General features: G+C 61.5%; 9 protein-coding genes. 3 read left to right on the forward strand and 6 right to left on the reverse strand.

Going from position 1 to position 13,466, the window contains the following annotated elements:
• Positions 1-6 precede the first annotated feature (6 nt).
• Positions 7-747, forward strand: a complete 741-nt coding sequence (locus HX803_RS05435; protein ID WP_178919508.1) for a hypothetical protein — start codon at positions 7-9, stop codon at positions 745-747.
• Positions 748-803: 56 nt separating this feature from the next.
• On the opposite strand, the gene glyA is transcribed toward HX803_RS05435, so the two are convergent.
• Together glyA and HX803_RS05445 are read right to left on the reverse strand one after the other, a co-directional pair.
• Positions 804-2,057 carry a serine hydroxymethyltransferase gene (glyA, locus tag HX803_RS05440; RefSeq protein ID WP_058427701.1) on the reverse strand — a complete coding sequence of 418 codons (1,254 nt, stop codon included), beginning with the start codon at positions 2,055-2,057 and terminating at the stop codon, positions 804-806.
• Positions 2,058-2,297: 240 nt separating this feature from the next.
• A complete protein-coding gene (locus HX803_RS05445; RefSeq protein WP_178919510.1) occupies positions 2,298-6,149 on the reverse strand; it encodes a bifunctional diguanylate cyclase/phosphodiesterase in 3,852 nt (1,283 codons plus the stop codon).
• Between the two features lie 284 nt (positions 6,150-6,433).
• Between HX803_RS05445 and ettA the strand changes: the two genes are divergently transcribed.
• Positions 6,434-8,098, forward strand: a complete 1,665-nt coding sequence (gene ettA / locus HX803_RS05450; protein ID WP_178919511.1) for an energy-dependent translational throttle protein EttA — start codon at positions 6,434-6,436, stop codon at positions 8,096-8,098.
• 360 nt (positions 8,099-8,458) lie between these two features.
• Positions 8,459-9,796 (forward strand): NADP-specific glutamate dehydrogenase, encoded by a 1,338-nt coding sequence (gene gdhA / locus HX803_RS05455; protein ID WP_178919513.1) that lies wholly within the window; start codon positions 8,459-8,461, stop codon positions 9,794-9,796.
• Here the strand turns inward: gdhA and HX803_RS05460 are convergent.
• The 4 genes from HX803_RS05460 to HX803_RS05475 all read right to left on the reverse strand — a co-directional run bounded on the left by HX803_RS05460 (position 9,793) and on the right by HX803_RS05475 (position 13,302).
• Positions 9,793-10,281: a GreA/GreB family elongation factor gene (locus HX803_RS05460; protein ID WP_178919514.1), complete on the reverse strand. Its 489-nt coding sequence runs from the start codon at positions 10,279-10,281 to the stop codon at positions 9,793-9,795. The two genes, gdhA and HX803_RS05460, sit on opposite strands and share 4 nt — an antisense overlap.
• 70 nt (positions 10,282-10,351) lie before the next feature.
• Positions 10,352-10,708, reverse strand: a complete 357-nt coding sequence (locus tag HX803_RS05465; RefSeq protein WP_178919516.1) for a hypothetical protein — start codon at positions 10,706-10,708, stop codon at positions 10,352-10,354.
• Positions 10,709-10,868: 160 nt separating this feature from the next.
• On the reverse strand, positions 10,869-12,722 hold the full coding sequence (locus HX803_RS05470; RefSeq protein ID WP_178919518.1) for a DUF4105 domain-containing protein: 1,854 nt from the start codon (positions 12,720-12,722) through the stop codon (positions 10,869-10,871).
• Between the two features lie 91 nt (positions 12,723-12,813).
• Complete coding sequence (locus tag HX803_RS05475; protein ID WP_176998451.1) at positions 12,814-13,302, reverse strand: DUF3015 domain-containing protein; 489 nt, start codon at positions 13,300-13,302, stop codon at positions 12,814-12,816.
• Between the last annotated feature and the right edge of the window lie 164 nt (positions 13,303-13,466).

The following is a 13,466-nucleotide window of genomic DNA, read 5'->3' on the forward strand; positions in this document are numbered from 1 at the left end:
GACCCCATGGCCACGGCAGCACAGATCCAAGCGGGCAGAAAGAGTGACGGCAAACTGGCCCAGACCTACCGGGCCAAGACCGGCATGATGACCTTCACCTACCAGGCCTATACCGGGCCTGGCGCGGCGATGATGAGCATCGGCAGCGAAAACGGTGACCCGCTCGCCCAGTTGAAACGCACCGCCATCGACAAGGCCCTGCAAGTGCTGGCGGCCAAGGGCTTCAGCCTGCCGCCGATCACCTTCCTCTGCTCGGCCACCGAGGGCGTGCCGTGCATTGCCTGCATGGGCAACCTGCGCGGCGGCGCCGAATACACCGTCTTCATGGGGCCCAAGACCGGGCAGCACAACCCGCAGATCCAGCTCAACGGCATTGAAGGCGGCTTGGGCAAGGACCCGGGAAGGGGCGTCGCCGACCAGGTGTACGACGGCACCCAGCGTTGGTTCGGCGACCCGAAGATGCATGGGCATGCCGCGACCGTGGTGATCCACGAAATCGGCCATATCCTTCACGAGATGAATCAGCCCGAGACGTTCTGGACCTTCAAGCTCGGTGCGCAAGACCCGTCGATCACGCTCAAGGCGGCCAACAACGGTACGGCGGTGAGCATGTACGCCATGACCAACCCGCTGGAGTTCGTGGCGGAAACCTTTGCCGCCCACCTGTCGGGCAAGTCTTTTGATAGCGGTGTGAGCAACTTCTACCGTGAGATAGGCGGTGCGCTGCCACCTTCGGGCAGCTTTTAAACGGGCAAAAAAAAGCGCCGACGTTGCCGTCAGCGCTTTTTTTCAAGCGACTGCAATCAGGCGCCGTAGACCGGCAGCTTTTTGCAGATGGCCTTGACCTTCTCACGGACCGCGTCGATCACGGCTTCGTTGTTCAGGTCTGCCAGGATGTCGCAGATCCAGCCGGCCAGTTCCTTGCACTCTGCTTCCTTGAAGCCACGAGTGGTCACAGCCGGGGTGCCGAAGCGCAGGCCGGAGGTGACGAACGGGGAACGTGGGTCGTTTGGCACGGAGTTCTTGTTCACGGTGATGAAGGCTTTGCCCAGGGCAGCGTCAGCATCTTTACCGGAAATGTCCTGCTTGATCAGCGACAGCAGGAACAGGTGGTTCTCGGTACCGCCAGACACTACGTCAAAGCCGCGCTCGATGAACACGCTGGCCATGGCCTGGGCGTTCTTGACCACTTGTTGCTGGTAGGTCTTGAACTCAGGCTGCAGCGCTTCCTTGAAGCAGATCGCTTTAGCAGCGATCACGTGCTCCAGCGGGCCACCTTGGGCGCCTGGGAATACGGCAGAGTTCAGCTTCTTCTCGATGTCGGCGTTGGCGCGAGCCAGGATCAGGCCGCCACGTGGACCGCGCAGGGTCTTGTGGGTGGTGGTGGTCACGACGTCAGCGAAAGGCACCGGGTTCGGGTAGACGCCCGCAGCCACCAGGCCGGCTACGTGAGCCATGTCGACGAACAGGTAGGCGCCGACTTTGTCAGCGATAGCGCGGAAGCGTGGGAAGTCCAGGATCTGCGAGTAGGCAGAGAAACCGGCCACGATCATTTTTGGCTTGTGCTCGACCGCCAGGCGCTCGACTTCGTCGTAGTCGATCAGGCCGTTGGCATCGATACCGTACTGGACGGCGTTGTACAGCTTGCCGGAGGAGGAAACGCTGGCGCCGTGGGTCAGGTGACCACCGTGGGCCAGGCTCATGCCCAGGATGGTGTCGCCGCCTTGCAGCAGGGCCAGGTACACGGCGCTGTTGGCTTGGGAACCGGCGTGCGGCTGGACGTTGGCGTAGTCGGCGCCGAACAGCTCTTTGGCGCGGTCGATGGCCAGTTGCTCAACCACGTCGACGTACTCGCAACCGCCGTAGTAGCGCTTGCCTGGGTAACCTTCGGCGTACTTGTTGGTCAAGACCGAACCTTGAGCCTCCATCACCGCTGGGCTGGTGTAGTTTTCCGAAGCGATCAGCTCAATGTGCTCTTCCTGGCGCACGGCTTCTTGCTCCATGGCGGCAAAGAGATCGGCGTCGTACTTGGCAATAGTCAAATCACGGCTGAACATGGCGGTCCTCAAGGATCGGGGGCAGAAAAGGAGGGCATTCTAACCCAATGGGTTTTAGATGGCATATGAAAGGACATCATGTCGCGGACAAGTGGGGTTCACTTAGGGATGAGTGGTGCCTGTGAGGGCCCCTTCGCGAGCAAGCCCGCTCCCACACTTGACCGAGTTCCATCTTTGAAATGCGGTCGAATGTGGGAGCGGGCTTGCTCGCGAAGAGGCCAGTGGCCTCACTACACAGTCTCAATCGAACATGAACAGCGCATCATTGCTGAACTGCGCCTCGAACCGATTCGCCGGCATCGGCCGCCCGAACAGGTAGCCCTGAACCTCATCGCACCCATGCTCACGCAGGAAGTCGAGTTGTTCGTGGGTTTCCACACCTTCGGCGATCACCGCCAGGTTGAGGCTGTGGGCCATGGCGATAATGGCGCGGGCGATCTGCGCGTCCTGCTCGCCGGACGGCAGGCCGTCGACGAAGGTGCGGTCGATCTTCAGCACGTCGATGGGGAATTGCTTGAGGTAGTTGAGCGACGAATAACCGGTGCCGAAGTCGTCGACCGCGATGCTCAGGCCCAGGTTTTTCAGGCTGTCGAGGATCTGCATCGCTTCGTTGACTTCACGCATCAGGATACTTTCGGTCAGCTCCAGCTCCAGGCACGCCGGTGGCAGGCCGGTGTCCTTGAGGATGGTGGCAATGCGCTCACCCAACTGGCCGTCCGAAAACTGCCGCGCGGAGATGTTCACCGACACCTTCGGCACGCGCACCTTGTTCTGGTGCCAGGTCTTGAGTTGGCGGCAGGCTTCGCTGAGTACCCAGTCGCCCACGTCCACCACCAGCCCCAACTCTTCCAGCACCGGGATGAAGTCCCCAGGCGGCACCAGCCCGCGACGCGGGTGGCGCCAGCGCAGCAAGGCTTCGGCGCCGGTCAGGCGTTTGCCGTCGCCGCTGAACTGCGGTTGGTAATAGAGCACGAATTCGTTCTGGTCCAGGGCGTGGCGCAGGTCGCTTTCCAGCTCCAGGCGCTCCAGGGCACTGGCGTTCATGTCGGCCTGGTAGAACTGGAAGTTGTTCTTGCCGCGTTCCTTGGCGTGATACATCGCCGTGTCGGCGTTTTTCATCAGTTGGCTGAGCTCGTTGCCGTCCTGGGGGCTCAAGGCGATGCCGATACTGGCCGTCACAAAGAACTCACGGCCTTCGAGCACGAAGGGCTTTACCAGGCTGGCCAGGATCTGCTCGGCCACGTGGATCGCCCGGTTCAGCGCCATTTCGCGGCTGACCCGCGGTTGCAGGAGCAGGGTGAACTCGTCGCCGCCCATGCGCGCCACGGTGTCGTCTTCGGCCACGCAGCCCAACAGGCGGGTGGCCATTTCCTTGAGCATGCGGTCGCCGGCGGCGTGGCCCAGGGAGTCGTTGATCGGCTTGAAGCGGTCGAGGTCGAGGAACATCAGCACCACCCACGACTTCTGCCGCTCGGCCGATTGCAGCGCGGTGTGCAGGCGGTCCTGGAACAGCGTGCGGTTGGGCAGGTGGGTCAGGGCGTCGTAGTAGGCCAGGCGGTGGATGCGCTGCTCGCTGGCCTTGCGCTCGCTGATATCGCTGAAGAAACACACATAGCTGGCCAGGTCGCCTTCATCGTCGAACACGGCGGTAATGCCGACCCAGGCCGGGTAGTGCTCACCGTTGCGGCGCTTGAGCCACACTTCGCCTTCCCAGGTGCTGTGCTGGTGCAACTGTTTGAGCACATAACGCAGGTGGGCTTCCTGTTGCTCGTCGACGGTGAGCATGTTGGGCAACTGGTCGAGCACATCGCTCACCGCATACCCGCTGACCCGGCTGAACGCTTCGTTGGCCTGCACGATATAGCCGGCCGGGTCAGTGATCAGGATCGCCGAGGTGGAGTGCTCGAATACTGTGGCCGCCATGCGCAGGTCTTTCTCGGCGCGGCGTTGTTGGCTGATGTCGCGGCCGACGCCGAGGATGCCTTCAAATGCACCGTGCTCGTCCCACACCAGCACCAGGCGCAGTTCGATCGGCACCTTGCGGCCATCGGCGCGCAGGCAGTCGAACAGGAACAGTTGGGTTTGCACTTCGTCGCGCAGCTGGTTCAGCGCTGCGGTATCGCCCAGTGCGCGGCTGACCCGCTCCACCAGGCTATAAATGCCGCTCAGTTGCTGCGGGTTGGCGATGATCGACTGCCAGCCGTTCTTGAACACCCAGTCCACGTCATAACCCAGCACCGCACTGACCGACGGGCTGATGTAGTTGAGGGCCAACTGGCTGTCGGTGGAGCAGATCACGTCGCTGATGCTTTCGGCCAGCATGCGGTAGCGCTGTTCGCTGTCACGCAGGGATTCGCTGGCTTCGATCTGGTCGGTCACGTCCTTGGCCACGCCGATGATCCGCGTGACCACGGCGGTCTTGTCCCGGGCCAGGGCCTGTTCGCGGATCTCGAAGCGACGCCACTGGTTGTTGCGGTGGCGAAAGCGCAACTGGCATTGCAACTGGGTGCTGTAGCCGGCCTGGCGCTGTTGCTGGCGCAGGTCGTGGTAATGCTCGGCGTCTTCGGGGTGCAGCAGGATCTCCCAGAAGTACTCGCCCATTTGCTGCAGTTCGGCCTTGTTGTAGCCCAGGGTGTGGCCCAGGTGGTGGTTGCTGAAAATCATGCGCTGGCTGATCACGTCCTGCACATACAGGTGGTCAGGCACGGTGCGCACCACGTCCGACCAGAAGCTCTCGCGCTCCACCAGCGACAGCTCGATCAGCTTGCGGCTGGTGATGTCGCTGATGCTGAGGATCACCGCCTTGAAGTCATCCTGCTGCTCCGGCAGGCGCATCACCAGCCACAGGTACTGTTCGTTGCCGGCGACATCGTTGAGCTGGATTTCCAGTTCCAGCTGCTTCTGCTGGGTCAGCACCGCCTCGAGCACCTGGTAGCCGATGGCCGTGGCGTTGCGCGGGCAATCGTCGATCAGGCGCTCCCACGCCTCTTCGCACGAGCCTACGTTGAGCAGGCGCACCGCCACCTGGTTGACCTCGGTGATGCGCAGTTCCTTGAGCAGTTGCTGGCGCTCGGCGGGGTTGTCCTGCAGCCAGTCGTGCAATTGCTCGCGGCTGTGCAACTGCGCCCTGTCGAAGAACGCATTGAGCCCCGACAGGTCGAGCACGCACAGGGCCACGCCGGTGCCTTCGAAAATATCCTGGTAGCGCCGCCGGCCTTCATGCACCTGGCGCTGGCGGCGGCGCATGTTCAGCAGCACGATCACCGGGATCAGGGAGAACGCCAGGCCCAGCAGGCATTTGCCAATAAACGCCGGCAGCAGTTGCTCAAGCACCGCCGTGCGGTCGAACAGGCCGCGCAGTTGCCAATCGCTTTTGCTCAGGGGGGTGACCAGCACGCTCTTGTTCAATTCGTCCGGGGTGAGGGCGGAGGCCCATTGCGCCGGCATGCCGCTGTCACGGGCGACCACGCGATGGTTCACGCGGTTCTCGATGGCCCACACCGGGCGCTGGCCCTGGCCGTCCTGGCGGGTGAGGTTGGTCAGGTAACTGGGTGCCAGGCGCAGCGCCCAGTACATCCGCGAACCGCCGCTGGGCTGGTGCAGCAGCAGGTAGATGATGGTGCCGTCGTTGTTGTTGCTCAGGTAATAAGGCTGGGAGTGGCTGCGTTGCACCAACTCTTCCAGCCAGGCGCCGTCCTGGCTGTCCTTGGCGCTGTCGCTGATCATCGCACCGCTGGGGGCCAGCAGGGCGACGCTGCGCAGCTCCGGCAACGAGCGTTGCAGGGTGCGCATCAGGGCCTGTTGCTGTTCATCGTTGCGCGGCGGCTCGACCATCGGGAGCAGGTTCAGCGCGATCTTTGCGCTCAGGGCCATGTTCAGGCTGATCTGTTCAGCCAGGTCGGCGCTGTAGTCGATGGTGTATTGCTGCTGGTTTTTCTGGTTTTGCTGCAACTGGTCCAGCAGTTGCCAGAACAACAGTGCGAGCAACATGAGGACAAGCGTCGCCAATGCGCCTTTGAGGGTGCCGTGCAGGGGCGCTCCCGGCGCTATATGAGCGGCGCGCAGGGGAGTTGGCGGCGTGACTTTGGACAAGCTGTGATCCTGCGGTTTGGCTGGACTGGCGCGCGACGTGCACTATAAGCCGGACGCCCGGAGGGCGGCTAGCATGCCTTGACTTGTGGCAAAGTGCCAGCCCTTGCCTGGCTGGACTGACCAAGCGCATTCAGGTAGCTTTGCCGGTTACGCGGGGCGTTCCAGCCCCAGACATTCAGGCTTTTTCCGCACGCAGGCATTGATCACCGTCAACGGCCCGCGCGGCGCATGGCCTGCACGGGCTCCGCCCGCTCAATTCATCAGTCACTGACGCTAGGTTTACCATGGCTCAATACGTCTTCACCATGCATCGGCTGGGAAAAGTTGTTCCGCCGAAGCGGGAAATCCTGAAAAACATTTCGCTGTCCTTCTTCCCGGGCGCCAAGATCGGCGTACTCGGCCTCAACGGTTCGGGTAAGTCCACGCTGCTGAAAATCATGGCGGGTGTCGACACCGAGTTCGAAGGCGAAGCCCGCCCGATGCCGGACCTGAACATCGGCTACCTGCCGCAGGAGCCGCAGCTGGACCCGTCCAAGACTGTGCGTGAAGTGGTCGAAGAGGCCGTCAGCGTGATCAAGGACGCCCAGGCGCGCCTGGACGAGGTCTATGCCGCCTACGCCGAGCCGGATGCCGACTTCGACAAGCTGGCCGCTGAACAGGCCAAGCTGGAAGCCATCCTGCAAGCCGGCGACGGTCACAACCTGGAGCGCCAGCTGGAAGTCGCCGCCGACGCGCTGCGCCTGCCGGCGTGGGATGCCAAGGTCGAACACCTGTCCGGTGGTGAGAAGCGCCGTGTGGCTCTGTGCCGCCTGCTGCTGTCGGCGCCCGACATGCTGCTGCTCGACGAACCGACCAACCACTTGGACGCCGATTCCGTCGCCTGGCTGGAACATTTCCTTCACGATTTCCCGGGCACCGTGGTTGCGATCACGCACGACCGTTACTTCCTGGACAACGTCGCCGGCTGGATCCTCGAGCTCGACCGCGGCGCCGGTATCCCTTACGAGGGCAACTACTCCGGCTGGCTGGAAGCCAAGTCCGACCGTCTGGCCCAGGAGTCCAAGCAGCAATCGGCTCACGAAAAGGCCATGAAGGAAGAACTGGAGTGGGTGCGCAAAGGCGCCAAGGCCCGCCAGTCCAAATCCAAGGCGCGTCTGCAGCGCTTTGAAGAAATGCAGTCCCAGGAATTCCAGAAGCGTTCGGAAACCAACGAGATCTACATTCCGGCCGGTCCGCGCCTGGGTGACAAGGTCATCGAATTCAAGAACGTCACCAAGGGCTATGGCGACCGCGTGCTGATCGACAACCTGTCGTTCTCCATGCCAAAAGGCGCGATCGTCGGCGTTATCGGTGGTAACGGTGCGGGTAAATCCACACTGTTCCGCATGCTGATGGGCAAGGAAACCCCGGATTCGGGCACCATCGAAGTCGGCGAAACCGTGCAGCTTGCTTGCGTTGATCAGAGCCGCGAGGACCTGGACGGCAGCAAGACGGTGTTCCAGCAGATTTCCGACGGCTCCGACCAGATCCGCATCGGCAACTATGAAATCCCGTCGCGCACCTACGTGGGTCGCTTCAACTTCAAGGGCGGCGACCAGCAGAAGTTCGTCAAGGACCTGTCCGGTGGTGAGCGCGGTCGCTTGCACCTGGCCCTGACCCTGAAAGAAGGCGGCAACGTGTTGCTGCTCGACGAACCGTCCAACGACCTTGACGTTGAAACCCTGCGTTCCCTGGAAGAAGCCCTGCTGGACTTCCCGGGCGCCGCCATTGTGATCTCTCACGATCGCTGGTTCCTTGACCGCGTCGCGACCCACATCCTGGCGTACGAAGACGATTCCCAAGCGGTGTTCTTCGAAGGCAACTACACCGAGTACGAAGCCGATCGCAAGAAGCGCCTGGGCGAAGCCGCTGCCCAGCCGCACCGTGTGCGTCATAAGAAACTGGCCTGATTCGGGTCTGTGGTTTGAAAAAGCGGAGCCTTCGGGCTCCGTTTTTTTTTGCATTTTTTCAGGTGGACCGAGGTGGGTTTATCGCAGGCAAGCCAGCTCCCACATTCAACCGCATTCCAACAGTAGAAATCGATCAAATGTGGGAGCTGGCTTGCCTGCGAAGGCAATTTACAGGCTGGTGCATGCCTAGAGTTGGTAATCCCTTTTAAGGTGCACAAAAGTCCTGTTTTCCTGATTTATTTATATCTAATGCACCATTTAAATTCACAAAGGCGACATTTTGCCCTTTTCAGGTGCGGCATGAGTTGCTAAGGTCCGGCTCAATCTCATTTAAAAACAATCAATTTGCCGAGACTTCCCATGATCGAATCTGTCGAATCTTTCCTTTCTCGCCTCAAGAAACGCGACCCCGACCAACCAGAATTCCACCAGGCCGTAGAAGAAGTCCTACGCAGCCTCTGGCCGTTTCTTGAAGCCAACCCCCACTACCTGACGTCGGGCATCCTGGAGCGCATCTGCGAGCCGGAACGTGCCATTACCTTCCGGGTGTCGTGGGTGGATGATCACGGCAAGGTTCAGGTCAATCGTGGGTTCCGCATCCAGATGAACAGCGCCATCGGTCCCTACAAGGGCGGCCTGCGCTTCCACCCTTCGGTGAATTTGGGTGTGCTGAAATTCCTCGCCTTCGAGCAGACCTTCAAGAACTCCCTGACCTCGTTGCCCATGGGCGGGGGCAAGGGCGGCTCGGACTTCGACCCCAAGGGCAAGAGCGACGCCGAAGTGATGCGCTTCTGCCAGGCCTTCATGAGCGAGCTGTACCGCCATATCGGCGCAGACGTGGACGTACCGGCCGGCGATATCGGCGTGGGCGCCCGTGAAATCGGCTTCCTGTTCGGCCAGTACAAGCGCCTGAGCAACCAGTTCACCTCCGTATTGACCGGCAAGGGCATGAACTACGGCGGCAGCCTGATCCGCCCGGAAGCCACCGGTTTCGGCTGTGTGTACTTCGCCGAAGAGATGCTCAAGCGCAACAGCCAGCGGGTGGAAGGCAAGCGCGTGGCGGTGTCGGGTTCGGGCAACGTGGCGCAATACGCAGCGCGTAAAGTCATGGACCTGGGCGGCAAGGTGATTTCCCTGTCCGACTCCGAAGGCACTCTTTACGCCGAAAGCGGTTTGACCGAGGCGCAATGGTCGGCCCTGCTGGAACTGAAGAACGTCCAGCGCGGGCGTATCAGCGAACTGGCTGAGCGCTTCGGCCTGGAGTTCCGCAAGGGCCAGACCCCTTGGCAGCTGGCGTGTGATATTGCCCTGCCCTGCGCGACCCAGAACGAACTCGACGCCGAGGCCGCGCGCACCCTGTTGCGCAATGGCTGCATCTGCGTGGCCGAAGGCGCCAACATGCCGACCACGCTGGAGGCTGTGGATATCTTTATCGACGCGGGCATTCTGTTTGCCCCGGGCAAAGCCTCCAACGCCGGTGGCGTGGCCGTGAGCGGGCTGGAAATGTCGCAGAACGCCATGCGCCTGCTGTGGACTGCCGGTGAAGTGGACAGCAAGCTGCACAACATCATGCAGTCGATCCACCATGCGTGCGTGCACTACGGCGAAGAAAACGGCCGGGTCAACTACGTGAAAGGCGCGAACATCGCCGGCTTCGTAAAAGTCGCCGACGCGATGCTGGCCCAAGGCATCGTCTAAGCCTCGGGCTCGATCAGCAGCACTTCGATCAACTGATCGCCGACGGGGCGTTTCCACAGCACTTCGTCGCCGAGCCGGGCGCCCAGTAATGCACGGCCCAACGGTGAGCCCCAGTTGATCAAGTGTGCAGTGGCATCGGCCTGGTCCTCGCCGACCAGCTGGATGCGCTGCTGCTCATCCTGTTCATTGGCGAAGGTGACCCAACTGCCGATCTGTACTTTGTCGGTGGAAGTCGCCGGTGCGACGACCTGGGCGCTTTGCACCCGTTGATTGAAGTAGCGCAGATCGCGCTCAAGGTCGGCCAGGCGCTGTTTGTCATCTTTGGCAGATTCGGCGCTGTACGCCTGCTGCAACTGCGCCACCTTGGCCTGCAACTGCGCCAACCCTTGGGCCGTCACCCGGTTGGGCTGCTCACTGACCTGGCGCTCCACCGGCTGGTCGGCCTGGGCGGCGGCGTTGTCTTCATTCACAAAAGCTCGGCTCATGACGTTCTCCCTCTATGGCGTTTGGGCCATAGTCGCCGCGCTTTAGTTTCGATGGATGTCTGAAAGCGACCTATTGCGAGCGATAGGCCCTGGCGGCGTCGCGGTCCTTCTCCTGCTGCCAGGCGCGCTCACGGTCGTCCCAGTGATGGTCCTTGTAGTCGCGCAACTCTTCGTTTTCACGCATGGCCTTGCACTGGCGGAAGCCATCCTCCCAGCCTTCGGCGTACTCGCGGTCCTTGAGGTAACGCGGCACATTCTTGCGAAACTCCCCGCTGATCACTCCAGCCGCCTGGCGGCCGCTGCTGCAACCGTCGTCAAAGCCATCGGCAAAGGCCGGTGGATAACCCTTGGCCAGCAAATCCTGATGGGTGGACTGGCAACCGGCCAACCACACCATCGCACACAGCATTACCGCATACCGCCACATTGCCTGCTCCCTCGCCGTGTCACGGCTGATAGGGGAAGTCTAGAAGGGGATTCGTCGGAGAGATGTGAAAGGAAGGTGAGAACGGTGTGGTCCGTCGGCGCCGGCAAGCCCGCTCCCACACAAGCCCGTTCTCACATTTTTGATCGTTGTGCGCCTTTGGTCAGTAGTGATACCACTTCACTTCCAGCAGCACTTCGTTCACCGGGGTGGACAGGTGGCTGTACTCGCGTTGGGCACTCAGGCGCAGGCCCAGGTTGCGGGACAGTTCCCATTGCTGGTTCAGGCTGAGGCTGCGGCGCACTTCGCCGTTGGTGAAGAAGTCGCCCTTGGCTTCCAGGCTCAGGTTACCCAGCGGGTTTTTCCACAAAACGCCGGTGTTGAAGCCGGCCGCGGGGGAGATGGCTTCGCTGAAGTCGTTGTTGTGTTCCACGCGCACGGTGCCGAGGGCGAAGCCGAGCATGTCGTCACTCAGTTGCCACGTACCGCCGGCGCCACCGTTGACGTGGGCCACCAGGGTTTCGTCGTCGTGCTTGCCGGGTACCCGCTCCAGGCCGCCGGTGACTTGCCAGGACCACGGCTGCAACAAGGCATTGCGCGGGGTCAGGGAGCGGATGGTGGCGAGGTCCAGTTGCTGAAGTTGCCAGTGATTGCCTTCGTACTGGCGCAGTTTCATCTGCAGGATTTCGATCTGCGCGCCGAGGGGGAAGCCTTCGGTGTTGTCGTTGAGGTCGTGGTAGGCCATGCGCAGGCCGTATTCACCGAAGGCTTTATCGCCACGGGTGCCGATGCCGGCTTGCCAGGTGCGGGACTCATGGCCGTCTTCCGGCAGGCCGGGACGTTCGACGTTCAGGTCGGGCGCCGGGTTCTGGTTGATCGCACGCAGCAGTTCGAAACTGCGTTGGGAGCGTTCGGTGTCACGCTCCAAACCGTTGGCGCGGTAGCGGCCCAGGCGGTAGGCGGCGTCGATGATCAGGGCTTGGCGCTCGCGGGGCAGGGCCTTGAAGGCCGGCTCCTGCAGTTGCTTCTGGTCATCGCTGATCTTGAGTACCCATTGTTGCTCTTCACTGCTCAGCGGTTTGGCGCGCTCCAGCAGCTCGCGCTCGCGGGAAGGGCGGTAGTCGATCTTTTCCACCAGCCCTGCATCCTTCACCGCCTTGACCGTATCGGTGGGGATGGCGGTCAGCGGGAATTGCTCGGTCAGGCGCAGGCCGGGGCGGGCCACTTGCAGCAGCTCCAGCAGGCGGTAGGAGCAGTTTTCGTCAAAAAAGAAGTAGTCGAACTGGATCTGCTTGAGCTCCCACACGTGCTCGACCATGCGCTCGGTCTCGACCTGGGTCAGGTTCAAGCGGTATTCCCACAGGTCGCGGTTTTCCAGGCTACGGTACTCGGAGAGTTTTTCCTGGTAGGGCACCAGGGCGAACAGACCGGGGTAGCCGCCCATCAGGCCTTTCCAGGCGTAGAGGATGCTGTTGTCCGAACCTTCGATGTAGGCGCCGAAGTTGATCGCGTAGCTGAGCAGGGCGGTCTTGTCCCGTTGCACGTCGGCCTGGTCGATGCGCAGCAGGGTGTGACCGAACATGGAGGACGGGCTGTTGAGGTAGGCCGCCGGGAAGATCATCACCGCGCTATGGGGGGCGACGTCTTTGAACCATTGCTTGAATTCTTTGCAGTCCACAGCAGGCAGGTCGGTCAGTTGTAACTGATCCTTGAGCCAGCGGGTGCGTGCGGGGTAAACGCATTGAGCGTGTTTTTCGCCCAGGCTGGCCGGCGCGTACAACGCGTCAACGGTGGCCTTGAGTTCGGCGTCCGGATGGTGGGCGCCGTCGGGGGCGAGGAAGAATTTCTTGTCGCTGACGTAACTGCGCCAGCCCTTGAGCTTGCCGGCTTCGTAATGGCCCAGGGACAACCAGAACGGATCATTGGCCAGTTGCTGCAAACGTTGATCATCAATATGCGGGGCCGCGTACAGCGGGGCGCAGGCGAAGAGTGCCAACAGGGCAAAGCGTTTGAGCATAGGGGCAACTTAAGTCGTAAAAAGTGAGACTCAAAGGGGAGGCGGGTCCAAAAATAAAGCCCGCACCTCGAAAGGCGCGGGCAGGTCGAGCTTAAGCCTGGGTGGCGTATTTCGCCAGGCGGGCGTCGCCCTTGAGGACGGCGAGGGTGTTGGTGTGCACGTCGTCAGCGGTCACGTCGGCTTTGCTGAAGATCTGTTGGAAGTGCTCGTGGGTCACGGCAGCGAAGTGCTCGCGATCTTCTGGAGCAACGCCCAGTACCACCGCGTAGGTGGTCAGTGCTTCGCCATTGCCTTTGGCCATGTCTTCGGACAGCTCGTTCATCATGCCATTCATGGCAATCCAGGACTTGCCGCCATAAGTCAGGGCGCTGTTGGTGCTGCAACCGTTGGTGCCCGAGGTCATGCCGAAAGTGGCGTTACCGGAGGTGCCGTTGGTGGTGGACGCCAGGAAGTGAGCGGGAGTACCGCGTTGGCCTTCAAACAACATGTTGCCCCAACCGCAGTTCGGGCCGCCTGGTGCTTCTGCCATTGCATTGAGGGAGACGACGGTGAAGAGAGTACCAAGAAGGATCCGTTTCATAGCTTTGTTCTCTTTGTGTGCAAACCAATGGACAAGGGTTCAGGCGCGTTGCAGCGCCCTAGGGATCGGTTATTAGTCCAACCCGCGCAGTTTGGAGTTTAGGCACGTTCCCGGGGTTCCGTGATTTTTTATAAAACAATCAGCGATGTCGCGAATTATTTGTA

The organism is Pseudomonas sp. P7548 (assembly GCF_013386585.1).
Taxonomy (GTDB): domain Bacteria; phylum Pseudomonadota; class Gammaproteobacteria; order Pseudomonadales; family Pseudomonadaceae; genus Aquipseudomonas.

What these genes read in the sequence shown, in the direction of transcription:
- glyA (WP_058427701.1), bottom strand. Translation starts at nt 2,057, where the DNA reads ATGTTCAGCCGTGATTTGACTATTGCCAAGTACGACGCCGATCTCTTT.
- HX803_RS05435 (WP_178919508.1), top strand. Translation starts at nt 7, where the DNA reads ATGGCCACGGCAGCACAGATCCAAGCGGGCAGAAAGAGTGACGGCAAA.
- gdhA (WP_178919513.1), top strand. Translation starts at nt 8,459, where the DNA reads ATGATCGAATCTGTCGAATCTTTCCTTTCTCGCCTCAAGAAACGCGAC.
- ettA (WP_178919511.1), top strand. Translation starts at nt 6,434, where the DNA reads ATGGCTCAATACGTCTTCACCATGCATCGGCTGGGAAAAGTTGTTCCG.
- HX803_RS05470 (WP_178919518.1), bottom strand. Translation starts at nt 12,722, where the DNA reads ATGCTCAAACGCTTTGCCCTGTTGGCACTCTTCGCCTGCGCCCCGCTG.
- HX803_RS05475 (WP_176998451.1), bottom strand. Translation starts at nt 13,302, where the DNA reads ATGAAACGGATCCTTCTTGGTACTCTCTTCACCGTCGTCTCCCTCAAT.
- HX803_RS05465 (WP_178919516.1), bottom strand. Translation starts at nt 10,708, where the DNA reads ATGTGGCGGTATGCGGTAATGCTGTGTGCGATGGTGTGGTTGGCCGGT.
- HX803_RS05460 (WP_178919514.1), bottom strand. Translation starts at nt 10,281, where the DNA reads ATGAGCCGAGCTTTTGTGAATGAAGACAACGCCGCCGCCCAGGCCGAC.